We start from the raw sequence: 23,939 nt of genomic DNA, 5'->3' as shown, positions 1-23,939 counted from the left end.
GTCAACGCGGGATCCCGCTCAGACCTCCACACTTAGCACTCAACATGCCCAAGTGCTAACAAGTCTAGTATGAGCCACCCCGTTGTTAGCATTGAAACCTGCCGCGGGCGGCTTCGGCCCGCACCGTAAACCAGCACAAAGGTAGGAATCCCTTGGCTTTGAACAATTGGGGCCCGCAGGATCTGTCCGCTCCGGCCAAACAGAAGCTGCCGGAAGTAGCCGTGCAGCGGGGAATGGTCCTCGAGGACGTGCAGTCGGGCTGGGTGGGTGAAGTAACCCGCGTTGAGAAGTCGGGCGGAATGCACGTGGTCTCCTTGGAAGACCGGCGTGGAAAGACCAAATCGTTCCAGCTGGGCTTTGGCTTCCTGCTTGAAGGTCAGGCTATCCGCTTGATGCCTCCCGCCCCCCGCACCGCTGCATCCGCCGTTCCGTCCGGCCGGACGGCTTCAGGATCCGTGAGGGTGCAGGGGCAACGGGCACAGGTAGCCAAGGCCAGCCGCATTTGGGTGGAAGGAAAGCACGACGCCGAGCTCGTCGAGAAAGTTTGGGGAGACGACCTCCGGGTGGAGGGCATCGTGGTGGAGCCACTGCATGGCGTTGATGATCTGAAGTCCGCCATCGCCGATTTCAATCCCGGCTCAGGGCGCAGGCTTGGCATCCTCGTAGATCATCTAGTCCCCGGGTCCAAAGAGTCCCGCATCGCTGCCGACGCCATGACAGTGCCGGGGGCTGCGGGAAACGTCCTCATTGTTGGACACCCCTACGTGGATGTCTGGCAGGCGATCAGGCCCAAGGTCCTGGGCATTGAGGCCTGGCCCGCCGTACCCCGCGGGATCGATTGGAAGACCGGAATCCTCAGCGCGTTCGGCTGGCCCCATGAGACCCCTGAGGACATAGGCTTGGGCTGGCAACGCCTTCTGGGCGCAGTCCGCACCTATGCCGACCTTGAGCCATCGCTCTTGGGACGGGTGGAAGAAGTCATCGATTTTTTGACGGTTCCTTGAGGTGGAGTCCTTCAGGTATCAGCAACTACCGTGTCAACGGGGCGTTGGTCCCGGCAAGTGCGTCGGTGCCGGTATTCTGGGACAGCAACACCGCAGCATCTTTAAAGCAAAGGGAAGACAACGTGGCAGATAACGCTCCTGAAGAACCGGGCAGCGCCGCAGGCCGGCCCCAGTACCATGGCGCGCCTGCCAACGCACTCCCGTTGACAGCCAGCGAGGACAGGCAATGGGCTACTCTGGCCCACTTTGGCGGCATCCTGGGATGCCTGCCGTCCCTTCTGATTTACCTGATTTTCCGGGATCGTGGACCGTTCACCGCACAGGAATCCAAAGAAGCGCTGAACTTCACGCTGCCTCCCACCATCGCAGCAGTTCTGGCCAACATTTTGGTCCTTCTTCCTGTGGTCGGCAACATCTTCGCCGTCATCGCCACCGCGATCTGGGTTGCCCTGACGTGTTTCTCCGTCTCGGCGGGCATCAGGGTAAACCACGGGCAGCCTCACCGTTACAAGGTCAACCTGCGCTGGATTAAGTAGCTCACCTCCGCTCGTCCAGGACTGCTTGCTCCGACGGGCATGAGCCCGCGGGTCAGTCGGGCAGGATCCTTCGAACTACGGCGTCAGCCAGGAGACGACCCTTCAGCGTAAGGACCAAACGGCCCTTGAACGCCTGAACAGGGTCCACCAATTCGTCGGCAATAAGCCCGGCCATCGCGTGCCGTCCGATCGCGTCCAAGGCATCTACGGACAACCCTGTGCCGAGCCGTGCCTCCAGCATAATGCGTTCGACTTCCCGGGTATCGGCATCGAGGGTTTCCCGCCCGGCAGCCGGAGAGCTAGCGCTCCCGAGCCTCGAGGCGTACGCCGTGGGGTGCTTGACGTTCCACCACCGGACACCCCCCACGTGGGAGTGGGCGCCTGGACCGATACCCCACCAGTCATCTCCCCGCCAGTAGGCAAGATTGTGCCGGCAAGCCTGGTCCGGCGTCCGCGACCAGTTGCTGACCTCGTACCAGTGCAAGCCCGCTTCGGAGATCATTTTGTCGGCAAGCTCGTATTTGGAGGCGTGGTCGTCGTCATCAATCCCAGGCACCTCGCCCCGGCGTATCTGGGCGGCCAGCTTAGTGCCATCCTCAACGATCAGAGCGTAGGCACTGATGTGGTCCGGCTGGTACGACAAAGCGGTTTCGAGTGACAGCTGCCAGTCACCCATGGACTCTCCAGGGGTGCCGTAGATAAGGTCCAGGCTCACGGAGAGGCCGGCTTCCCGCGCCCACTGCACAACAAGAGGCACCCGGCTCGGTGTGTGGGTGCGGTCCAGGACCTTGAGCACGTGGGGTACGGCTGACTGCATGCCGAAGGAGACCCTGGTGAAACCTGCGTCGGCCAGAAGCTTCAGGGATTCAGGAGTTACTGAATCCGGGTTGGCTTCGGTAGTTACCTCGGCGCCGGGTTCCAGCCCCCAATGGCCGATGGCGGCCCTAAGGATCCGGGCCAGGTCCTCTGCCGGGAGAAGGGTAGGCGTGCCACCCCCAAAGAAAACAGTACTGAGGGGACGACGGGGTAACCCCGAGGCGTCCAGTGCCAGAGAGGCGAAGTCCAGTTCAGAGACCGCCGTAGCGGCGTACGCGTCCTGGGAGGCGCCGCCACCGAGTTCGGTGGCAGTGTAAGTGTTGAAATCACAGTAGCCACAGCGCACGGCGCAGAACGGTATGTGGACATAGAGCCCGAACTTGCGGTGCTCGACGCCGGCCAACACCTGCGGAGGCAAGATGCCATCCGCAGGTGCCGGGTCGCCCAAAGGGAGGACGCTGGGCATTTACTTCTTGGCCTTGTCCTTGGACTCATCGGTGGTCAGGGCTGCGATGAATGCCTCCTGGGGCACCTCCACGCGACCGACCATCTTCATGCGCTTCTTGCCCTCTTTCTGCTTCTCGAGCAGCTTGCGCTTACGGGTGATGTCACCGCCGTAGCACTTGGCAAGAACATCCTTACGGATCGCTCGGATGCTCTCGCGGGCAATGATGCGGGATCCGATGGCGGCCTGGATGGGCACTTCGAATTGCTGCCTGGGAATCAGCTCACGGAGCTTGCCGGTCATCATCACGCCGTAGGCGTAGGCCTTATCGCGGTGGGTGATGGCGCTGAAGGCATCAACTTGTTCACCCTGCAGCAGGATGTCGACCTTGACCAGATCCGCCACCTGCTCGCCGTCAGCCTTCCAGTCCAGTGAGGCGTAACCGCGCGTCTTGGACTTCAGGAGGTCGAAGAAGTCGAAAACGATCTCCGCCAGCGGGATCCAGTAGCGGAGTTCAACGCGGTCCTCGGACAAATAGTCCATGCCTCGCATCTGGCCACGGCGGCTTTGGCACAGTTCCATGATGGAACCGACAAACTCGTTAGGAGCGAGGATGGTGGCGGACACCATGGGCTCCCGGACCTCGGAGATCTTACCGGTGGGGTATTCGCTCGGGTTGGTGACATGGATGACCTTCTTGTCCTCAAGCGTTACCTCATACTCCACGTTGGGTGCAGTGGAGATAAGGTCCAGGTTGTACTCGCGTTCGAGTCGATCACGCGTGATTTCGAGGTGCAGAAGGCCCAGGAATCCAACGCGGAAGCCGAAGCCCAGTGCAGCGGACGTCTCAGGCTCATAGACAAGCGCAGCGTCGTTAAGCATCAGCTTTTCAAGAGCGTCACGCAGGACCGGGTAGTCCGTACCGTCCAAGGGGTAAAGACCGGAGAAGACCATCGGCTTGGCGTCAGCGTAACCGCTCAGCGACTCCGACGCGGGCTTGGCGAGGTTGGTGACAGTATCGCCCACCTTGGACTGACGGACGTCCTTTACACCGGTAATCAGGTATCCCACTTCCCCCACACCCAGGCCTTTGGAAGGTGTGGGCTCCGGGGAGCTGACACCAATTTCCAGGAGTTCGTGAGTAGCCCGGGTGGACATCATCTGGATGCGTTCGCGGGGATGCAGCATGCCGTCCACCACTCGGACGTAGGTAATGACGCCGCGGTAAGTGTCATACACAGAATCGAAGATCATGGCACGGGCCGGAGCATTGGGATCGCCCACGGGGCCGGGGAGGTCGCGGACGATTTTATCCAGCAGCGCCTCTACGCCTACGCCGGTTTTGCCGGAAACCTTGAGGACGTCCTCAGGGTCACCACCGATGAGGTTGGCAAGCTCCGCCGCGTACTTCTCAGGCTGGGCGGCCGGGAGGTCGATCTTGTTCAGCACGGGAATGATGGTGAGGTTGTTTTCCATCGCCAAGTAAAGGTTGGCAAGAGTCTGAGCCTCGATACCTTGGGCAGCATCCACCAGCAGCACTGCACCTTCACAGGCCGCCAAGGAGCGGGAGACCTCGTAGGTGAAGTCAACGTGGCCGGGTGTATCGATCATGTTGAGCGCATAGCTCTGGCCATCGAGTTCCCACGGCATGCGGACAGCCTGGGACTTGATGGTGATGCCGCGCTCACGTTCGATATCCATACGGTCCAGATACTGGGCCTTCATGTCGCGTTGCTGAACGACGCCGGTGTACTGCAGCATGCGGTCGGCCAGGGTGGACTTACCGTGGTCGATGTGGGCAATAATGCAGAAGTTCCGGATGATGGCCGGATCTGTTGCGGCGGGCACCGGTGCGGTGCGGGCCATGGGAGACACGCAGGATCCTTACTGTCGACACTCGCACGGCAATTCCTGCAACTGGGCAAAGGCCAGCCGGAACACGCCGCGCATCTGATCCTCTAGTCTCCCATGAACCGGCGCTTCGCCGTACATTGCGTGCCCGGCTTCAGCCGTAGACGGTTGTAGCGTTGTCACATGGCTTTCGACTTGCGCCCCTTGGGCAAACTCCTGCTGCGATCACTCAAGGCTCTGGGAGGCAGCACCACCAAAGCCGGCACCCCCTCCGGCGCCACCGGTCAAGGTCCCTCCAGCCAGCGAAGCCGGCGGACCGCCGTCGAGCGTCAACCGGGTCCCTACCCCGGCGACTTTCGCGGTTCGGTCAGGGTCAGCTACTCCCCCAAGCCCGATGGCCAACCGGATCCTGGTGAGATCGTGTGGAGCTGGGTCCCGTACGAAGAAGACCACACTAAAGGAAAAGACCGCCCCGTACTCCTCATTGGGCGGGACGGGCAGTGGCTTCTAGGGCTCATGCTGACCTCCAAGGACCACGACAACGGCAACAGGGCCGGAAACTACGTTGATATCGGTGCAGGTTCCTGGGATCGGCAAGGCAGGCCAAGTGAGATCAACGTGGGCCGCATCGTTCGCCTGGATCCTGAGGCCATCCGGCGCGAAGGCGCCGTCCTGGAAAGAGCTCAATTCCACGAGGTAGTCCGCGCCCTTCAAGAGCGGCATTAGCTGCACTGAGACCAGGAGTCGGCGCGAGTCCCGACTTTCTGCTATCCTTTATAGCTGTGTGTCCGTGCAGGTCGACGGCCACACATGGTTGGCTGCCATAGGCATCCCCACGCCGCTCAGTCGATGGCCAACCTGAAAACCCTCTAGACCATTTCCGCATTAAAAAGAGAGTTCATACGTGGCTAATATCAAGTCCCAGAAGAAGCGCATCCTCACCAACGAGAAGGCTCGCCTGCGTAACAACGCCGTCAAGTCTGAGCTGAAGACGGCCATCCGCGCCGTCAACACCGCCGTTGAGTCTGCTGACAAGGATGCTGCTGGAACTGCACTTGTTGCTGCCAGCCGCAAGCTGGACAAGGCTGTCAGCAAGGGCGTTATTCACAAGAACAACGCTGCAAACCGCAAGTCGGCGATCTCCAAGAAGGTCAACGCACTCTAAGGTTTTTCCAGTTCGACTGAGCTGATCAAAAGGCCGGCGCCCAGTGGGTGCCGGCCTTTGGGTTTAACCGCCCTTTGGGTTTAACCGGCCTTTGAGTTATGCAGACCAGTCAGCACCGACGCGCACAGGCCGCGGCCGACATCAGCGGCGACTGGCCGAGGTGGCAATTACCGTGACCGCGTGCTCAACTGCGTAGACAGGGTCCCGTGACTCGCCTTTCACTTGGGCATCGGCTTCTGCAATGACTTGGATGGAGCGGATCAAGCCTTCAGGGGTCCAGCGCCTGACATCCCGCTGCGCCTGCTCCACAAGCCACGGCTGCATTCCCAGATTCCTGGCAATGGTGGCCGGCGAACCATTGGCGCCGGCAACTTTGGCCAAGGTCCGCAGTTTGGCAGCAAGAGCCGCTACCAAGGGAACCGGATCAACACCGGTGGCCAGGGCGTGCCGCAGGGTGGATAAGGCCACCGGCCCGTTGCCGGCCATGGCGGCATCGGCAACTTTGAAGGCCGTGGCTTCCACCCTGCCACCGTAGTAGCGTTCCACGGTTTCGGCCGTGACAGCAGTGGTGGCATCGGCAATGAGCTGGCTGCAGGCAGCAGCAAGCTCGGACAGATTGGCACCCACCGCGTTCACCAATGCCTGGACAGCTTCGCCCTCTATGCGTCGTCCGCCAGCCCTGAACTCCGAGACGACAAACGCGGTCTTGTCAGAGTCCTTCTTAAGCGGTTGACAGTCAATGACGGGCCAGCCGGCGGACTTCACGGCGTCGAGGAGCTTCTTGCCCCGGACTCCCCCGGCGTGGCGAAGGACGAGGACTACGTCCGGGTCCGGATGCCGGAGGTAGGCCAATCCGTCGGCCAGAAAGGCGTCGTTCATTGCCTCAAGGCCCTCAACCTCAATGAGCTTTCCCTCGCCGAAGAGGGACGGCGTCACGGTCATGGCCAAGGATCCGGACTCGTATGAGCCCGCGTTCAGCCGACTGAGCTCAACCTCCGGGTTAGCACTTCGCACGTGGCTACGGATGCCGTCCATTGCGCGGATCCCCAGATACTCTTCCGGGCCCACGATCAGGACTACGGCAGCCGGCGCGGCATCCCGCCAGCTGACGGTGTTTGCCGCGACGCTCTTGGCCCGGGTGTTTTGGGCAGCAGCCACTGGTAGTTCCTTCCGGACGGTTTATTGCAGGATTCAAGTCTGCCATGTTTACCCCTGGCACCGCGCTCCAGCGTCAGCATCACCGCGCGGTGCAGCATCCTGACGTGATACATGACTCCTGTCGGGTGCAGCATCATCCAGAACACCGCTACTGATAAAACTGAAAGAGCCACCATGGCAATGACTCCGGCCGGGCCCTCGGCCCACGGCAGTGCCGCCCCGGGCAAATGGGCGAAGAACCGCGCTATCCCGGCCACCGCTCCCGCGCAGACTCCAGCCACAGCGACGGGCACCACCGCCAACCACGGAAAAAGGGTGGCAATTGGAACGGCAATGGTTCCAAAGATGGTTACCGGCGCTATCAACGGACCAGCCACTACGTTGGTGATCAGGGCATAGGGTGTGAACTGCGGCTGGAGGGCCGCGAGGACCGGACCGCACAGCACTTGCGCGGAGAGCGGTACCGCAATACCCGCGGCCAGCCAGCGCGGCACCACGGAAGGAATCCACGAGGCAATTCGGGCGGCCAGCAAGACGATACCCAGAGTTGCCAGAACAGAGAGCAGGAACCCGACGTTTAACGCCATGCTCGGATCCAGCAGCAGCAGGGTGATGGTGGCCACGCAAAGGAAGGTCAGGGATCGCCCCCTCAAGCCCCCCACCATGGCTGCCAGGCCTACGCTCCCCATGACGGAAGCTCGTAGAACGCTCGGCTCCGGACCTACCAGGACAACAAAAGCCATCAGTCCGCACACAGCAATAGCGCCGGCTACCGGACGGCTTACCCTGAGGCATCTAGCCAACAGGATGAAGCCACCCAGCAGCAAACTGCAATTCGCCCCGCTGACGGCAGTGAGGTGCGTCATTCCTGTTGTCTTCATATCTGCCTCTAGACTCTCCGGGAGCGCACTGGTATCCCCGGTGACCATTCCGGGCATCAGACCGGCCGGGTCCGAAGGCAACCATGCAGAGGCCGCGACGAATTGTCTTCTTGCCTCGGCGGCGGACTGGCGGACATCAAAGCCAGAAGCGATGACAACGGGTGCGGATGATGCGGACAAGAGGGCCGCCTGCTCTTGTCCCTCCCGCACAGCCTTCAATGTTCCTGAGGTTCTGACGATCTGCCCGGGCTGTACGTCTTGCCAGCCACTTCCGCCGACCACCATCACGTCCGCAGAGCCTTGTGTCACAGAACCCTTGGACGTGACCTTGACCAAACCCGCGGCCACCGACCACCGGTTTCCACCTGAATGGCCCGGCGCAGACACCTCCGCAGGAACTCCGGTGATTCGAACTTCAAGGAGGACACCGTTTCCTTCCGCCACAGCTTTAGCCAACGGCCCACCTTCTTGCGTGTTGGCGGTGACAGCACAACTAACAGCCACGGCTGCACCCAGGACGGATGCCACGGCCAGGGTTGCAGAAATTGTTCTTGCCCGTGGCACTGCCCGCCGGTGCCGCCATGTCCTGAGCAGCAGCAATACCACCACCAGCGCCAAGACTCCCGCCAGTGCTGCGGACCATGCTGCAGCGATGAGGGATCCTGCGCAAGCGATGGACCAGGTGACCAGCACGGCAGGGACCAGTCTCAAATCCGCGCGCTTTGATGAACCAGAGCCGCCTCGAGTCCGGGCGACCCCGGCCACCCCCGCTGACTCAGCCACCCTGCACCGTCACAAGTTCTTTGAGGGACTCCATGAGTTTGGGTCCAATGCCGTCAACGGCGTCAAGTTCATCTACAGAAGCGAAGGGGCCATGCTCTTTCCGCCAGTCAATGATTCCTTGCGCAGTCACGGGCCCCACTCTGGGTAGGGTGCCCAGTTCCTCCAACGATGCAGTGTTGATGTTGACCTTGGCCCCCTTTGCCGAAGGGGCGGCCGTTCCACCGGGGCTGAGGGAACCGCCGGCAAGTGGAGAAGGTGCGGATTGCATCTCGCCGATCAGCGGCACATGAACTTTGACGCCGTCACTTAGCTCCTCAGCAAGGTTGAGACCATTGAGTTCCGCGTTGAGTACAGCACCCCCGGCGGCTTCTATTGCCTGAAAGACCCTGCTGCCTTGCGGCAATGACACGATTCCGGGCTTATGTACCGCACCGGCCACGTGTACGACCACGCTCCCGGAGGCAGCCGCTTGCGGTGACTCCGATGACTCCGGCACAGCAGGTCCGGAAGAAAACGTGGGACTCAGGGGTTCGGAACTGGACTGTCCCACAGCAGACTGCCATAAGTGCCAGGCGATAAAGCCAACTCCTACGATGGCCAGGAGGACAGCAACCGGCCACGGGGTCCGCCACCGGGTGCGTGCGTGATGCACGCGGCTTTCAGGGTTTGAATCATCAAAGGCCTGCCCGGAGTCCTGGGGCAACTGCAGCAGCGGAAGGGTTTGGGTATCCGTACCCAAGCGTGATGCGTAACGCTGACGGGCTGCCTGCATGGCGGCATCTGGGGAGGCATCCCGGTTCCGGCGTGGCATCTTTCGAGCCTATGGCTCGTACTGCGGGAACGATGGGGGTGAGGTGCCTTATGTGGATAAGAGAGCTCAAGGATCAGTCCGTTGGCGTGCTGCTCTCCCCAACGATGACCGCGAGCACGCCCAGTCCTGCATGTGCTGCCAACACGGCCGGGAGAGCGCTGATTTGGGGCGCCGGGCACTCCGGGCATTTCTCGTTCAAGCGGGCCGCCAAAGCTTCGGCTTCCAGTTGATTACCAAAATGGTGAACCGCCAACCTTTGCTGGCCGACCGGCCTGGAGGCCACGTCGGCGGCAACAATCTCCTCAAGGCGAGCTATGGCGCGCACAGCGGAACGGACCTTTTCCAGCGGGACGATCCTTCCGTCGTCCACCGCCAGTATGGGCTTTATAGCCAGGACGGTACCGAACAGGGATGCTGCCGCACCGATCCGGCCACCCCGCCTCAGTTGCTCGAGGCTGGGCACGTAAAAATAGACCTTCGTGCGCTCCATGCGCTTTTCCGCGAAACCGCGGACTTCGGCCGCCCCCTGACCATCGGCTGCCGCTACGACGGCACTCTGCACGCCCATTCCCTGGGCCATTCCCACCGTGCGCGAATCCACTATTTCGACCGGAATGGTGACCCTCGCAGCGGCCAGCCTTGCGGCATCGGCGGTTCCGGAGAGTTCGGAAGAAATATGGATGGACACCACGGATTCGAAACCCCGGCGTTGCGCAGCGAGGTACGCCTGCTCAAACTGCCCGGGCGATGGCCGTGACGTTTTCACCGAGGCGCCTGACGCGAGAGCCAGCGACAGGGTTTGGGTGATGTCGTCTTCGCCCTCACCGTAGATTTCGGTCCCTACCATCACTGGCATGGGAACAACGGCGAGGCGCCCATCGGCCGTGAAGGCGGACACCCAGTCCGGCGGCAGGGCAGCCGCGGAATCAGTAACGATTGCGGTTTTGACGACGGCGGCCAACGGCACGTCCGCCACAGTAACCGGCGCCGTGGGCTGGCGAAGACGCGCCACTCTTTCCTTGAGCCAAATCCATGCGGGTGGTTCTCGCTCAGGCACGCGACCTCCAAAGATGATGGCCGGCCGCCGGCAGTCTGCCGGCGGCCGCACTATCCCTGCTAGGCAGGAACGATGTTCACCAGTTTAGGTGCCCGCACGATGACGGTGCGGATACCGCGGCCGTCCAAGGCGCGCTGGACGTTGTCCGAGGCCAGGGCGAGCTCACGCAGTTCGCCCTCGGTGATGTCCGGCGAAACGTCCAAGCGGTCACGAACCTTACCCTGGACCTGGACCACAGCTGTGACGGTGTCCTGCACCAGCAGTGCGTCGTCGTGCTTCGGCCAGCCTGCATTTGCTACTGAAGCCGGGTGACCGAGGGTGTTCCACAGGTCTTCAGCGGTGTAGGGCGCGAAGAGGCTCAGGATCACTGCAACGGCTTCCACCGCTTCACGAACGGCCGGGTCAGCGGCACCTGCACCCGAGTCGATGGTTTTACGGGTTGCGTTGACCAACTCCATCAGGCGGGCAACCACCACATTGAACTTGTTGTTGTCCAACAGTTCGGCGGCGTCGGCGATGGTTTTGTGCGTGACCGTGCGCAGGGCCCGGTCACCGGTGGCAGGATCGACACCGGGTTCGCTGCTGACGTCCTGGCCAAGGCGCCAGGCACGGGCGAGGAACTTGGCCGAACCCGACGGCGAAACGTCGGCCCAGTCGACGTCGTCCTCCGGCGGGGAGGCAAAGACCATGGTGAGACGGACGGCGTCCACGCCGAACTTGTCCAACTGCTCGCCCAAATCCACACCGTTGCCGAGGGATTTGCTCATGGCCTTGCCACCGTTGAGTACCTGCCCCTGGTTGAGCAGTGCTGAGAACGGTTCGTTGGCTTCAATCAGGCCAATGTCTTTGATGACCTTGGTGAAGAAGCGCGCGTAGAGCAGGTGCAGGATGGCGTGCTCCACACCGCCCACATACTGTCCTACCGGCATCCAGTTGTTGATCTTTTCGGGATCAAACGGGCCCTCGGTGTAGTCGGGTGACACGAACCGCAGGAAGTACCAGGACGAGTCCACAAACGTGTCCATGGTGTCGGTGTCCCGCTGCGCAGCTCGTCCGCAGTTGGGGCATTCAACGTTGACCCACTCGACGGCGGCGGCCAGCGGCGAAGTTCCCTTGGGCGACAACGCCTCACCGCGCAAATTGTCCGGCAACCTGACTGGGAGCTGGTCATCGGGCACAGGGACTTCGCCACATTCACCGCAGTGGATGATGGGGATGGGAGTACCCCAGAAGCGTTGACGGCTCAGCAGCCAGTCACGCAGCCGGAAGTTGACGAACTTCTCGCCGGTTCCAAGCTTCTCAAGGATCTCAATCGCTGCGGGGATGCCTTCAGACTTGGTGAGCCCGTCCAGTTCGCCGGAGTTCTTGAGCGTGCCTTCGCCAGCAGTGGCAACGCCCGTCTCCGCCGGATCTTCGGCGCCGGTGTCCAGGACAGCGCGGACGGGAAGTCCGAAAGTCCTGGCAAAGTCGAGGTCACGCTGGTCGTGCGCCGGCACGGCCATGATGGCACCAGTGCCGTAGTCCGCCAGGACGTAGTCAGCGGCCCACACCGGCAGCTTTTCGCCGTTGAGGGGGTTGATGGCGTAGCGGCCGGTGAAGACGCCGGTCTTCTCGCGCTCGGTGGACTGGCGCTCGATTTCCGAGAGCGCCTTGACCTTTTCGCGGTAGGCCATGAGTTCATCATGTTGTTCCGGGGTTACCAGGTCCAGCGCCAAGTGTGCATCTGCTGCAACCACGAAGAACGTTGCACCGTAGAGGGTGTCCGGCCGCGTGGTGAACACGGTGACTTCGCGCTCGGCACGGTCTTGCGTGGCTTCGATGACGAAGCGCACGTGGGCGCCCTCGGAGCGGCCGATCCAGTTGCGCTGCATGGCCAGAACGCGCTCGGGCCAGTGGCCTTGGAGCTGGTCCATGTCCTCGAGCAGACGGTCGGCGTAGTCGGTGATCTTGAAGTACCACTGGTTCAGGGACTTTTTGGTGACAGCAGTTCCGCAGCGCTCACAAGCCCCATTGACTACTTGCTCGTTAGCCAGGACGGTGAGGTCCTTGGGGCACCAGTTGACGGGCGAGTCCTTGCGGTAGGCCAGGCCACGCTCGTAGAAGCGCTTGAACAGCCACTGCGTCCACCGGTAGTACTCGGGGTCCGATGTGTGGATGCGGCGGGACCAGTCGGCAGAGATGGCGTAGCGCTTGAACGAGGCCGCCTGGGTGTCGATATTGGCGTACGTCCACTCGCTGGGGTGGGCGTTTCGTTTGATCGCAGCGTTCTCCGCGGGCAGACCGAACGAGTCCCATCCGATGGGGTGCAGAACGTCGAAGCCCTTCTGGCGCAGGTAACGCGCAACGACGTCACCCATTGCGAACGCTTCGGCGTGGCCCATGTGGAGGTCGCCGGAGGGGTAGGGGAACATGTCCAACACGTAGCGGCGTTCCCGCGAACCGTCGTCGGCAGGCGTGAAGACTTTGAGGTCCTCCCATACCTGCGGCCATTTGGCTTCCATCGCAGCGAAGCTGTAGACGCCCTCTTCGGGCGCTTCGGCTGCGGCTGTTGGTGCTGTTCCGGTTGTCTCCGGCTGAACGCTCACTGCTGCCCTCTTCTGTTCTTCGATGGCGGTTCTGACTCCTGCTCTGGCACCGGAATGTCCCGGACACACAAAAGCCCCTCAACAATGGAGGGGCGGCCGCACGGCTATGTATTGCCGGGCGGCTAGCTAAGCAGAAGGATCGCACGCATAGATCTACAATAGCGCACGATTAAACTCCCAGTTCGCATCGAGCGGCTTACAGAGCTGATGGTTGAGTTGACGGCAGCCGCGCCTCGCCCGGGTGTGGTGGGCACCGCGAAGCGGGCGGGGCAGGCGCGGCTGCCGTCAACGTCAGGTCAGACTACTTAACGTCCTCGTCGACCCAGTCCATGGACTTTGTCACGGCCTTCTTCCAGAGCCGCAGCTGACGCTCCTGCTCTTCTGCCGGCAGCTGCGGCTCCCAGCGCTTGTCTTCGTTCCAGTTGGCGCTGAGCTCGCCCAGGTCTTTCCAGAATCCGACGGCCAGGCCGGCCGCGTACGCAGCACCGAGGGCCGTTGTTTCAACAACCTTCGGACGGACCACCGGCACGCCCAGGATGTCTGCCTGGAACTGCATGAGTGCCTCGTTGGCGACCATGCCGCCGTCGACCTTCAGCTCGGTGAGCGGAACTCCCGAGTCTGCGTTGACGGCGTCGAGGACCTCGCGGGTCTGGAAGGCGGTGGCCTCCAGTGCCGCACGGGCGATGTGGCCCTTGTTGGCGAAACGCGTGAGGCCCACGATGGCGCCGCGTGCGTCTGCCCGCCAGTAGGGTGCGAACAGGCCTGAGAAGGCCGGGACGATGTAAACGCCGCCGTTGTCCTTTACCCCGGCAGCGAGTTCCTCCACCTCAGGGGCGGAGCTGATCATGCCGAGGTTGTCGCGGAGCCACTGGATCAGGGACCCGGTGACGGCGATGGAGCCTTCAAGCGCGTAGTGCGGCTTGGCGTCGCCCAGCTTGTATCCGAGGGTGGTGAGGAGGCCGTTCTTGGAGTGAACGATTTCCTCGCCGGTGTTGAAGATCAGGAAACAGCCGGTGCCGTAGGTGTTTTTGGCTTCGCCGGGCTGGAACGCGGCCTGGCCAAAAGTTGCCGCCTGCTGGTCACCGAGGATGCCTGCTACAGGCGTTTCCCGGAGCAGTTGCGAGGTGTGGACGTGGCCGTAGACCTCGGAGGAGGACTTGATGGCGGGCATCATGGACGCCGGTACACCGAAGATGTCCAGGATTTCCTGGTCCCATTGCAGGGTCTCGAGATCCATGAACAGGGTGCGGGAGGCGTTGGTGACATCGGTGACGTGTACACCGCCGTCGACGCCGCCGGTCAGGTTCCACAGAACCCAGGCATCGGTGTTGCCGAAGAGAAGGTCGCCGGCCTCGGCGCGCTCCCGGGCACCGTCCACGTTGTCCAGGATCCACTTGATCTTGGTACCGGAGAAGTAGGTGGCCAAGGGCAGCCCGACCTTCTGTTTGAAGCGTTCCACTCCCCCGTCCTGTGCCAGTTCGTCGACGATGGGCTGCGTGCGGGTGTCCTGCCAGACGATGGCGTTGTAGACGGCCTCGCCGGTGTTCTTGTCCCAGACGACAGCGGTTTCGCGCTGGTTGGTGATGCCGACGGCGGCGATGTCGTGCCGGGTCAGGTTCGCCTTGGACAGGGCGGCAGCAATTACTTCGCGGGTGTTGTTCCAGATCTCGGCGGGGTTGTGCTCCACCCAGCCGGCCTGGGGGAAGATCTGCTCGTGCTCCATCTGGCCGGTGGAGACGATGTTGCCCGCGTGGTCGAAGACGATGGCGCGGGAGCTGGTGGTGCCTTGGTCGATGGCGATGACGTATTGATTCATGGTGACGTCCTTGTCTTTTGTTGTTGGTGCTCAGGTGGTGATTTACGACGTGCGGATGGGTGTTGCGAGTGTTTGCAGTATTAGCCGGCGAGTGCAGGCATGATGTCGGGAACCCACAAGGCCACGAGCCCTGCGAGGGCGCCACCAACCAGCGGTCCGACCACCGGGATCCAGGAGTAGGCCCAGTCGCTGCTGCCCTTGCCCTTGATGGGGAGGAGGGCGTGGGCGATGCGGGGGCCGAGGTCACGTGCAGGGTTAATGGCGTAGCCGGTGGGACCACCGAGGGAAACGCCGATACCGACAACAAGCAGTGCAACGGCAAGCGGGCCGAGGCCGGAGGGTGTGCCGCCGAAGGTCAGGATGACGAAGACCAGGACGAACGTGCCGATGATTTCTGTGATGAGGTTCCACGGGGTGGAACGGATGGCCGGACCGGTGGAGAAGGTGCCCAGCTTGTTCGCAGCGAGGGGTTCTTCATCGAAGTGCTGCTTGTAAGCGAGCCAGCAGACAACTGCGCCCAGGAAAGCGCCCAGTAGTTCAGCACCGAAGTACGTCAGGGTGGACGCGAAATCCACGGGCACACCGGGGGCGTACTCTGCTTTTTGATTGACCAGCAGGCCCAGGGTGACAGCCGGGTTAAGGTGCGCACCGGACTTTGCAGCCACGAAAACGCCCGCGAAGACCGCAATACCCCAGCCCCACGTCACCATCAAGAATCCACCGTTGTTGCCCTTGGTGCCTTTGAGCGCAACGTTTGCCACGACGCCACAACCCAGCAGGGTCAGCATCATGGTTCCGAATACTTCGGAAAGGAAAACAATTCCAAGAGACATCTTTGACTCCTCATTTTTCTGTTGTCAGCCTCCTCGCGGGTGAAGAGGCTGTTGGGACGGTTCCGTTGTCTCCGGAACCGTCCCGGTGTGGTGGTCCCCTGGCGGGACCACCTACCCCATTCCGTCCCTACCGCACGCTGGGACGGTCAAGCTGTTTTCCGCTGCTTGTGCTCAGGCTACGAGACTGTGCACGTCAACCTTGTGGAACCGCTGCAGTACTTCCTGGGCGTGGCGGATTTCCGCTTCACGGGTGGCTGCGTCCCAACCGAGCGGCTCGGCCAATGCTGCAGCGATCTCGTTGAGTAGCTCGCCGGTAACCAGCCCACGGAATGCCAGCGAGGTCCTGCGGATGAGGACATCCACCAGGTGCCCGATTTGCTCGTGTTCTGCCATGTAAGTCAGCTCCCGGACACTGAGCTCGCGCGTGGCACGCAGCAGCGTGTCCTGTCCCGCGTTCAGGTACTCGATAACTGCATCTGCCCGGGTTCCGTAGCGGGTCAGCAGGACAGCTACGCGGTCGGCGTCCAGGCCAGGACCCATGTGCTTTTTGATCCATTCCTGTTCGCCTTGTTCAGTGGCCGGGAAGCCGGCGCCGCCGCCGATGGCGAGCTTCGCCGTCGAGACTTTCCGTTCCATGCCCAGTTCGCGGAGGACGTCGTTGGTCATGTGTTCGGCCAGGGCGCGGAAGGTGGTCCACTTGCCGCCCACCAAGCTGAGGACGACGGCGGCCTTACCGCCCGGCGTTGTGACGGCGTCGCGGCCGGTGCGGACGCTGCGTTCGATGCGGTAGTCGCGTGAGACGAATCCCGGCTGGGTTTCGTCGTGGCGAGGCAACGGGCGGACGCCAGCGAAGCTGTAGACGATCTGTTCGCGTTCCACCTTGATGGTGGGGAACACGTGCCCGACGAGGTCGAAGAAGTAGTCGATTTCTTCTTCGGTGCACACTGCGTCTTCGGACATATCAGCGTCCACGTCCGTGGTACCTACCAGGACGCGGTCTCCCATGGGGTAGATGAGGACGATGCGGCCGTCGGTGTGCTCGAAGAAGATTTCCCGGCCGTTGCATGCTGCGAGCAGTTCCGGGTGGTCCAGGACGATGTGGGATCCCTTGGTGCCTCCCATGAACTTGCTGACGGCCCCCATGGATTGGTTGGTGAGGTCTACCCAGGCACCTGTGGTGTTGACGATGACGTCAGCCTGGAAGTCGAATTCCTTGCCGGTCAGTTCATCACGAAGCCGGGCTCCGTCCGAGCCCATGGACACGAGCGAGACGTAGTTGCTGGCGCGGGCGCTTCCTCCCGGCAGGCCCCCGCCGCGGCCTGCCTTTTCTCCGTCCTGCAGGACATCAAGGGTGAGGCGTTCCGGGTTGTGAACCGAGGCATCAAAGTAGGTAGCCGCGTACTTGATACCGGAGTGAAGCTTGGGAAGCTCGGCCAAGGCCCTGGTGCGGCCGCGGAACTGGTGGCGGGGTACGCTTCCGCCGTCGCGGGAGAAGAAGTCGTACATGCTCAGGCCAACCTTGATGAGGAACGCGCCGCGCTCCTTGGGCTTGCCCTGTTTGTGGGTGAGGAAGCGCATGGGTGCGGACAAGATGCCTGAGAACGTGCTGAAGATGGGGATGGTGGTCTGCAGTGGCTTCACGTAGTGCGGCGCAATCCGCAGGAGGCGGTTGCGCTCAACCACTGATTCCTGGACCAGGCGGAACTCGCCGTTTTCCAGGTAGCGGATGCCGCCGTGGATCATGTGCGAAGAAGCGCCGCTGGCACCTTGGCAGTAATCCCCGCGTTCAACAAGCGCCACGTCGACGCCTTGAAGGGCAAGATCGCGGAACGTTCCGACACCATTGATGCCACCGCCGATGATGAGTACCTTGGCCGAGGGCCGCTCCTGCAGTGCAACGACGGAGTCGCGCTGTGTGTGCTGTGAGGTACCGGAAATCTTGTTGTGTCCCAAAACTGCTCCCTTGGGCTTGGTTCGTGCGCCGCGCCACTCGCTGCTGCACCGTTCACCACTAATCTGGCGAAGGTGGAAAATGGAGTCAAGCTATTTGCACAAACGTGCAGGAAGGAAATGAGATGGCACGATCACGTCACTCGGATGCACTCCGGGCTGCACAGATGTATTACCTGCAGGACCTGACCATGGATGCTATTGCCCGCGAGCTCCGGACGTCCCGATCCACAGTGTCCAGACTGTTGTCCTCGGCGCGGGAAACCGGCTTGGTTCAGGTCCAGATTCGAAGCCCTTTTGATACCGGCCCGGAGCTGGAAAGCCAGATCCGGAACCAATACGGAGTGGACGTCCACGTGGTTCCGGTGCTGGATACTCTCAACGAAGCAGAGACCCTGGACCGCGTAGCCATGCAGGCTGCACGAACAATCGGACCCCTTGTGGACTCAAATGCCATCATCGGCGTCGCCTGGGGCGCAACACTGAGCGCGGTCAGCCGGCACCTAACCCGCAAGGTCACCCATGACAGCATCGTGGTTCAACTCAACGGCGCCGGAAACATGCAAACCACCGGCATTACCTATGCCAGCGACATCATGAGACGCTTCGGCAGCGCGTACGGTGCGCGCGTGGAGCAGTTCCCTGTTCCGGCCTTTTTTGATCATGCCTCCACCAAGACCGCCATGTGGAATGAGCGCAGCGTTCAACGCATCCTGGACTTGCAGGCCCGCATGAGCATCGCCATTTTCGGCGTCGGATCCGTTGATTCGGACTACCCCAGCCACGTGTACGCCGGTGGTTACCTCGATGAATACGATCTCACCATGCTGGCCGCAGACGACGTCGTTGGCGACGTGGCGACCGTCTTCTTCCGGAGCGATGGGTCATCGGACGGCATCACCTTGAATGCGAGGTCAACCGGTCCAAGCCATGAACAGTTGCGCCAAGTCAGGCGCCGGATTTGCGTGGTCTCCGGGGCCTCCAAGATCAACGGACTCCAGGGAGCCCTGGCAGCAGGACTGGCAACTGACCTTATTCTGGACGAAGCCTCAGCCCGACGCCTGGTGAGTTTCAACAACCATTCCTGAAGCAATCGTGCAAGGAATGGGTAGAGTCGTTGCTATGAGATCCCCCACCAAGCTGACATCGAACAAGTTGGCACTCAACAACGGCGTACAGATGGACCGCATGGGATACGGACTCTACAAAGTTCCCGCCACAGACGCCGAGGCATTGGTTGCCACAGCCTTGGGCGAGGGCTACCGGAGATTCGATACAGCAGCGATGTACGGCAACGAAGTGGGGGTGGGCCGGGCGCTTGGCGGTGCGATCGGAGACGCCGCTGAAGCGAACAGAGGTACCGGAGGCTCCGGCGAATCCGTGCACGCACTTGCGCGCGAAGACGTCTTCGTCACCACCAAGGTATGGAACGATGACCACGGCTACGATGCCACGCTCCGGGCGTTCGATACCTCCATCTCCAACCTCGGGCTGGACTTTGTGGACCTCTATCTCATCCACTGGCCCTGTGCCGGGCGGGGACTGTTTGCAGAGACCTACAAAGCATTGGAGACCCTGTACCGGGAGGGCAAAGTGCGGGCGATCGGTGTTTCCAATTTCCAGCCCGGACACCTTGAAGAACTCATGCAGAAGGCAGAAGTTGTCCCCGCGGTCAACCAGATCGAGCTGCACCCTTGGCTGCAGCAAACCAGACTGCGGACCTTGCATGATCAGTTGGGAATCGCCACCGAGGCTTGGAGCCCCCTCGGCCGCGGGCAGGTCCTGGCTGACCCTGCCATTGTGTCGCTCGCCGATAAGTACGGAAGAACTCCGGCACAGGTCATTTTGCGTTGGCATCTGCAACTGGGGAACCTGGTCATCCCCAAGGCAAGCTCGGCAGGACGGATCAAGGAAAACTATGCTGTCTTTGATTTTGAACTGGACGCCGCGGACATGGACGGCATAGCCGCGCTCGAACGGCACCATCGGACCGGGTCCCACCCGGACAACGTGAACTAGGAACCAAGCAATGGACAATGTGGACACCGCGCACTCCCCCCAGGGTGCACAGGCCCCCAGTGAATTCTTCAGCAAATCCCTGGCGGGGCGGACGCGTGCCTCGGACGTTGAGGTGGACGGCAGCAACGTAGCGTACTGGACGTACGAGCCGGTCACTGTCTCTCCGATGACACGCACCATTCTGGTCATCCATGGCTTCCGGGGAGACCACCACGGGCTGTTGCGCGTCGCTGATCAACTTCCGGAAATGCGCATCATCATGCCGGACTTGCCTGCCTTCGGCAGCTCAGAACCTTTCGTTGAGGACGAACACAGCGTTGAACGCTACGGAAAGTTCATCTCCGGTTTCATGGCGGCGCTCGGCTTGGATCACAAAACTGTCCTGCTTGGGCACTCCTTCGGATCAATCGTCGCCAGCCATTTTGCCGCGGCGAATCCGGGAGCCGTCTACCCGCTGATCCTGATCAACCCAATCGCTGCGCCGGCATTGGAGGGTCCCAAGGGCCTCATGACAAAGCTTGCGGTGCTCTACTACCAGGCCTCCGCCAAACTTCCCCGCCCTCTGGGACTGGCGGTGCTGAGGAATCGGCTGATCGTTCGCATCATGAGCATCACCATGGCCAAAACCAACGACAAGAACCTGCGCCGTTTCATCCATGCCCAGCACGACGCCTACTTCAGTGCCTTCGCAGACAGAAAAAGCCTGCTCGAATCGTTCAAGGCTTCCGTCTCAGGCAACGTGGCCGAGGTCGCCGAACAGCTAACTCTTCCCGTGCTGCTGGTCGCCGGCGAGAAGGATGAAATAGCCACCCTTCCCAACCAGTACAAACTCATGAGACGCCTACCCGAGGCAAAGCTGGAAGTGATTCCCGGCGTCGGGCATTTAATCCACTATGAGACGCCGGTTCCGGCGGCAGAAGCAATCCGCACCTTTCTGGAGGAACATCCCGCGTGAAAATTGTCATCGATGCCCGCTTTACCCGAACGGACCACCACGATGGCATCAGCCGCTACGGTTCCAGCCTCATAGCCGCAACGTCCAAAATCGCCGACGTCACCATGCTGATCAGCGACAAACGCCAACTGGCCCTGCTGCCCGACGTTCCGTATGTGATGGTCAACAGCCCCTTGTCTCCTTTGGAGTTGTTCGTCGCGCGCAAGGTCAACCCCCTGGGCGCTGACGTGGTGGTGTGTCCCATGCAGACCATGGGCACCTTGGGCCGCCGGTACGGGCTGGTATTGACCCTCCACGACCTCATTTACTACGAGCACCCGACTCCCCCGGGCTTCCTGCCTGCCCCGGTGCGCCTGTTGTGGAGGTTCTACCACAAGGCCTTTTGGCCGCAGCGGCTCCTACTCAACCGCGCGGACATCGTAGCTACCATCAGCCGCACCACCGAGGCGCTCATGGCCAAGTACAGGCTGACAAAGCGGCCCGTGCGGATTGTGGGCAACGCACCCCAACCCGGTCAAAAGCCTCGCGCGCCTGAAGCCGGCGCGGACAAGTCCCTGCTCTACATGGGTTCTTTCATGCCGTACAAGAACGTGGAAACCATGATCCGGGGCATGTCCGGCCTGCACCAGTACACCCTTCACCTGCTGAGCAGGATCACTCCGCAGCGCAAGGCAGAATTGGAGGCGATGGTTCCCGAAGGAGCCAAGGTGGTATTCCACAACGGTGTCACTGATGGAGAGTACGACGAACTCCTGCTCAGGGCCACAGCGCTGATCAGCCTCTCACGCGCCGAGGGCTACGGCCTGCCGTTGGTGGAGGCCATGGCCCTGGGAACCCCTGTGATCGCAAGCGATATACCGATCTTCCGTGAGGTCGGCGGTGATGCCGTCAGCTACGTAGACCCGGAGTCACCCGTGGAGTTCGCGGCGGCTGTAACTGCGCTGGGCGAGGAATCTCTCTGGCAGGAACGCTCCCGCAGGTCCGCAGAGCGTGCGGCAGAGTTCAACTGGGACGAATCGGCGCGGCAGCTCCTTGCTGCAGCCGAGGAAGTGGTAGCCCTGCGTCAGAGGACGTCCACCCCGTCCAGGCGCAACTGAACGGGTCCTGAGGTCCGCTTGGCGGCGCTGGCTGCCTTCACAGCCCGCATGGCACGCGTGGTTTCCGCAGCATCTCCGTAGGGAATGAAGTAGAGCGTCCTGACGTCGGCATCAGCCTCAGCGCCTGATGATTGCCCGCCGGACAGTTGACCGCTGCCGGAGAACACTACGGGCGCAGGCCCGGCTTTCCGGAGTTTTGCTACGGAGGCCAGCCCGGCGTTGGACTCCAAAGCGTCGCTGAAATGCGCGACGTCGGCCCGTGCCCCGGTCACGGAAGCTACCCTGACTGCAGGCGGCAGCTGAAGTTCCTTCCGAAGCGCCAGTTCACGTGAGGCAAAGCCGGAGGCGTCCCACCGCAACAGTGCCCCCGTCGCCGCGGTGTCGTCAGCGGTGATGACTACGAGTCCACCTTGAGTGGCCGGCTTCACCAGGGAGGCGGCGTTGAACCATCGGCGAACCGTATCCTCTCCCGCCCGCAGGTTCTCCCGCCGAAGTAACGAGTTGCCGTCCAGCAACAGGGCGGCGGCGTAACCGTTGGGCGCAACAGGCTCAGCGCCCACCGTTGCGACCACCAGAGCTGGAGTATCCGGCACACTTGCCTTGACGTGCTCGCCTGAAGAGGTCACCACCGCTTTACCGGGAAAAGCCCGTCCCAGTTCCTCTGCCGTCCGCATCACGCCAGCTGCTCCCCGGCGTAGTCGTGTTCCACTACAGTGCGTGCACCGCCATTGCGGGGCCGGCGTGGAGCACCACCGGCATGCCGGCATGGCCGAGCTGCTTGATACGGCCAGCGGCCCCTGACAGGCATTGCAGCGGGCAAGTTCCCGGCACGTCTCGCATACCAACGACGGGGCGTATCCGGCGCGGGCCACTTGGACCAGGACAGGACCCCGCTCCAGGCCCTCCTTGGCCGCCCGCCACGCTGCGCCCGGCAAGCGCGCAATACGTGCCAGAGGATCACGTTCTTGTTCAAAACTGTCAGCGGTATTGAGAACTCTGGGTGCTGTGGCGCGGACAGTACGTCGCGGCGCTTCAAGGGGCACCGCCCACTGCATCTCAACAAGGCGCTGGAGCTCGGTGCTTCGGTTGTGGGAGGCCATGAGGCATGCGGCGTTCTCCTGCTCGGCACGCAACAGCAGGACTTCCCTGGTGTGCGCATATGGTGCCCGTTGCTCGATGTGGAGGTCGTCGCCGTCGTCCCAACACACCACCAGACCCAGATCGCGAACAGGAGCATAGGCCGCCGAACGGGTACCAATGGCCACTCCCGCTGTCCCGCTCAGTAGCCGCAGAAAGTTCCTATAGCGGGGAGTTTGCCCGTCGTCCGCCGTCAGCCGGGCGACGTCGGAAGACGGCAGGACGTTGGCAAGCGCCGCCTCCAACTGCTCAAGGTCCCTATAATCCGGCACCACCACAACCGCGCCGCGTCCCGATTGACGAACTGTGGCAACGGCCGTAGCAATCATGGCCGGCCAACCATCGGGGCCGAATCCTTGGAGAGCTGTGAGGACAGCTTTGGGTGAACCACCACTGGCAAGGTGCTGCAGGTACGGCGCTCCGTTGGAGTACGCCGCCCACGCGCGGGCCTCCGTGAACGGTTTCAGGTCCGCTGCGTCGGCGTCGAGGTCCCCGGCCAAGAATTCCTTCTCCACCTTGGCCACACGGGGAGGGACAGCCGTCCGGAGAACATCGCTGAGCGTACCGGCGTACCGGGCAGCGACCCTGCCGCCCAACTCGTTGATAGCCGGGGTCAGGACAGCAACCGGGGACACAACTTTATGCAGGGCCGTCAGCGGGTGGGCTGCATCCGAGTCCGCACGGCGCTCGACGATGTAACCATTGAGCTCCTGGCCGTTGAACTTCACTTTCACCCGAACACCGGGGACCGCAGTTTCGGAGAGCTCCGCGGGAACACTGTAGTCAAAAGGCCTGTCCAGGTGCGGCACGGAAGACTCCAGGACGACGCGCGCAACGGGATTCACAGCTGCCAACGGAGGTCCGTTGACAGGACCCCGGTCCGGGAAACCCTGCAGCAGCGATGGTTGAAGCAATGATGGCTGGGCCTCGTGTCCTGCCATACTTCACCTCCAACTCTGAGCGCAGAAAATGCACCACGCATTCTTAACCGGGAATGCCCACAGCGGGATTGACCCGCTGCGGGCATCTCTCTGGCTTCA

The 23,939-nt window shown here is 62.0% G+C and carries 19 protein-coding genes; 8 read left to right on the top strand and 11 right to left on the bottom strand.

Annotated elements, in window-relative coordinates:
- Positions 1–152: 152 nt before the first annotated feature.
- Positions 153–1,004: a DUF3097 domain-containing protein gene (locus MOD31_RS17045; RefSeq protein WP_250821187.1), complete on the top strand. Its 852-nt coding sequence runs from the start codon at positions 153–155 to the stop codon at positions 1,002–1,004.
- A 122-nt stretch (positions 1,005–1,126) separates the two neighbouring features.
- Positions 1,127–1,540, top strand: a complete 414-nt coding sequence (locus tag MOD31_RS17040) for a DUF4870 domain-containing protein (RefSeq protein ID WP_026005318.1) — start codon at positions 1,127–1,129, stop codon at positions 1,538–1,540.
- A gap of 52 nt (positions 1,541–1,592) precedes the next feature.
- On the opposite strand, the gene hemW is transcribed toward MOD31_RS17040, so the two are convergent.
- Entirely contained in the window at positions 1,593–2,822 is a 1,230-nt protein-coding gene (gene hemW / locus MOD31_RS17035) for a radical SAM family heme chaperone HemW (RefSeq protein ID WP_142939104.1), read from the bottom strand.
- Entirely contained in the window at positions 2,823–4,676 is a 1,854-nt protein-coding gene (lepA, locus tag MOD31_RS17030) for a translation elongation factor 4 (protein ID WP_187697191.1), read from the bottom strand.
- Positions 4,677–4,835: 159 nt separating this feature from the next.
- On the opposite strand from lepA, the gene MOD31_RS17025 reads away from it, so the two are divergent.
- Together MOD31_RS17025 and rpsT are read left to right on the top strand one after the other, a co-directional pair.
- A complete protein-coding gene (locus MOD31_RS17025; protein ID WP_250821186.1) occupies positions 4,836–5,378 on the top strand; it encodes a type II toxin-antitoxin system PemK/MazF family toxin in 543 nt (180 codons plus the stop codon).
- Positions 5,379–5,556: 178 nt separating this feature from the next.
- A complete protein-coding gene (rpsT, locus tag MOD31_RS17020) occupies positions 5,557–5,817 on the top strand; it encodes a 30S ribosomal protein S20 (RefSeq protein ID WP_011774926.1) in 261 nt (86 codons plus the stop codon).
- A gap of 141 nt (positions 5,818–5,958) precedes the next feature.
- Here the strand turns inward: rpsT and holA are convergent, their stop codons facing one another.
- From holA to MOD31_RS16980, 8 genes are all read right to left on the bottom strand, one after another.
- Positions 5,959–6,975: a DNA polymerase III subunit delta gene (gene holA / locus MOD31_RS17015; protein ID WP_223940375.1), complete on the bottom strand. Its 1,017-nt coding sequence runs from the start codon at positions 6,973–6,975 to the stop codon at positions 5,959–5,961.
- On the bottom strand, positions 6,894–8,567 hold the full coding sequence (locus MOD31_RS17010) for a ComEC/Rec2 family competence protein (protein WP_223940376.1): 1,674 nt from the start codon (positions 8,565–8,567) through the stop codon (positions 6,894–6,896). The genes holA and MOD31_RS17010 overlap by 82 nt, the downstream gene beginning before the upstream one ends.
- A gap of 64 nt (positions 8,568–8,631) precedes the next feature.
- Positions 8,632–9,450: a helix-hairpin-helix domain-containing protein gene (locus MOD31_RS17005; protein ID WP_250821185.1), complete on the bottom strand. Its 819-nt coding sequence runs from the start codon at positions 9,448–9,450 to the stop codon at positions 8,632–8,634.
- 73 nt (positions 9,451–9,523) lie between these two features.
- On the bottom strand, positions 9,524–10,507 hold the full coding sequence (locus MOD31_RS17000; RefSeq protein ID WP_374206995.1) for a DegV family protein: 984 nt from the start codon (positions 10,505–10,507) through the stop codon (positions 9,524–9,526).
- Positions 10,508–10,566: 59 nt separating this feature from the next.
- Positions 10,567–13,092 carry a leucine--tRNA ligase gene (leuS, locus tag MOD31_RS16995; RefSeq protein WP_250821183.1) on the bottom strand — a complete coding sequence of 842 codons (2,526 nt, stop codon included), beginning with the start codon at positions 13,090–13,092 and terminating at the stop codon, positions 10,567–10,569.
- A 301-nt stretch (positions 13,093–13,393) separates the two neighbouring features.
- Entirely contained in the window at positions 13,394–14,908 is a 1,515-nt protein-coding gene (glpK, locus tag MOD31_RS16990; RefSeq protein ID WP_223940379.1) for a glycerol kinase GlpK, read from the bottom strand.
- Positions 14,909–14,988: 80 nt separating this feature from the next.
- Entirely contained in the window at positions 14,989–15,741 is a 753-nt protein-coding gene (locus MOD31_RS16985; RefSeq protein WP_142939097.1) for an MIP/aquaporin family protein, read from the bottom strand.
- Between the two features lie 171 nt (positions 15,742–15,912).
- The gene (locus tag MOD31_RS16980) at positions 15,913–17,694 is read right to left on the bottom strand and encodes a glycerol-3-phosphate dehydrogenase/oxidase (protein WP_142939096.1); all 1,782 of its coding nucleotides are present in this window, start codon (positions 17,692–17,694) and stop codon (positions 15,913–15,915) included.
- Between the two features lie 122 nt (positions 17,695–17,816).
- On the opposite strand from MOD31_RS16980, the gene MOD31_RS16975 reads away from it, so the two are divergent.
- Genes MOD31_RS16975 through MOD31_RS16960 form a run of 4 tightly spaced genes read left to right on the top strand, consistent with a single transcriptional unit; the run spans position 17,817 to position 21,762 of the window.
- Positions 17,817–18,779 carry a sugar-binding transcriptional regulator gene (locus tag MOD31_RS16975; RefSeq protein ID WP_166840647.1) on the top strand — a complete coding sequence of 321 codons (963 nt, stop codon included), beginning with the start codon at positions 17,817–17,819 and terminating at the stop codon, positions 18,777–18,779.
- A 34-nt stretch (positions 18,780–18,813) separates the two neighbouring features.
- Positions 18,814–19,710: an aldo/keto reductase gene (locus tag MOD31_RS16970; protein ID WP_165450193.1), complete on the top strand. Its 897-nt coding sequence runs from the start codon at positions 18,814–18,816 to the stop codon at positions 19,708–19,710.
- A gap of 10 nt (positions 19,711–19,720) precedes the next feature.
- A complete protein-coding gene (locus MOD31_RS16965) occupies positions 19,721–20,665 on the top strand; it encodes an alpha/beta fold hydrolase (RefSeq protein WP_250821182.1) in 945 nt (314 codons plus the stop codon).
- Positions 20,662–21,762 carry a glycosyltransferase family 1 protein gene (locus MOD31_RS16960; protein ID WP_250821181.1) on the top strand — a complete coding sequence of 367 codons (1,101 nt, stop codon included), beginning with the start codon at positions 20,662–20,664 and terminating at the stop codon, positions 21,760–21,762. The genes MOD31_RS16965 and MOD31_RS16960 overlap by 4 nt, the downstream gene beginning before the upstream one ends.
- Here the strand turns inward: MOD31_RS16960 and MOD31_RS16955 are convergent.
- Positions 21,729–23,840 carry a primosomal protein N' gene (locus tag MOD31_RS16955; RefSeq protein ID WP_250821180.1) on the bottom strand — a complete coding sequence of 704 codons (2,112 nt, stop codon included), beginning with the start codon at positions 23,838–23,840 and terminating at the stop codon, positions 21,729–21,731. The two genes, MOD31_RS16960 and MOD31_RS16955, sit on opposite strands and share 34 nt — an antisense overlap.
- Positions 23,841–23,939: the final 99 nt, after the last annotated feature.

Source organism: Paenarthrobacter sp. TYUT067 (genome assembly GCF_023656375.1).
In the GTDB taxonomy this organism is placed as follows: Bacteria; Actinomycetota; Actinomycetes; order Actinomycetales; family Micrococcaceae; genus Arthrobacter.
Note: the sequence above shows the minus strand (reverse complement) of the source record. Positions and strands in the feature narration are given on the sequence as shown.

Coding starts and splice junctions, on each gene's coding strand:
- hemW (WP_142939104.1), bottom strand. CDS start 2,822: ATGCCCAGCGTCCTCCCTTTGGGCGACCCGGCACCTGCGGATGGCATC.
- MOD31_RS16965 (WP_250821182.1), top strand. CDS start 19,721: ATGGACAATGTGGACACCGCGCACTCCCCCCAGGGTGCACAGGCCCCC.
- MOD31_RS16955 (WP_250821180.1), bottom strand. CDS start 23,840: ATGGCAGGACACGAGGCCCAGCCATCATTGCTTCAACCATCGCTGCTG.
- MOD31_RS16970 (WP_165450193.1), top strand. CDS start 18,814: ATGAGATCCCCCACCAAGCTGACATCGAACAAGTTGGCACTCAACAAC.
- MOD31_RS17025 (WP_250821186.1), top strand. CDS start 4,836: ATGGCTTTCGACTTGCGCCCCTTGGGCAAACTCCTGCTGCGATCACTC.
- MOD31_RS17005 (WP_250821185.1), bottom strand. CDS start 9,450: ATGCCACGCCGGAACCGGGATGCCTCCCCAGATGCCGCCATGCAGGCA.
- glpK (WP_223940379.1), bottom strand. CDS start 14,908: ATGAATCAATACGTCATCGCCATCGACCAAGGCACCACCAGCTCCCGC.
- MOD31_RS16975 (WP_166840647.1), top strand. CDS start 17,817: ATGGCACGATCACGTCACTCGGATGCACTCCGGGCTGCACAGATGTAT.
- MOD31_RS16985 (WP_142939097.1), bottom strand. CDS start 15,741: ATGTCTCTTGGAATTGTTTTCCTTTCCGAAGTATTCGGAACCATGATG.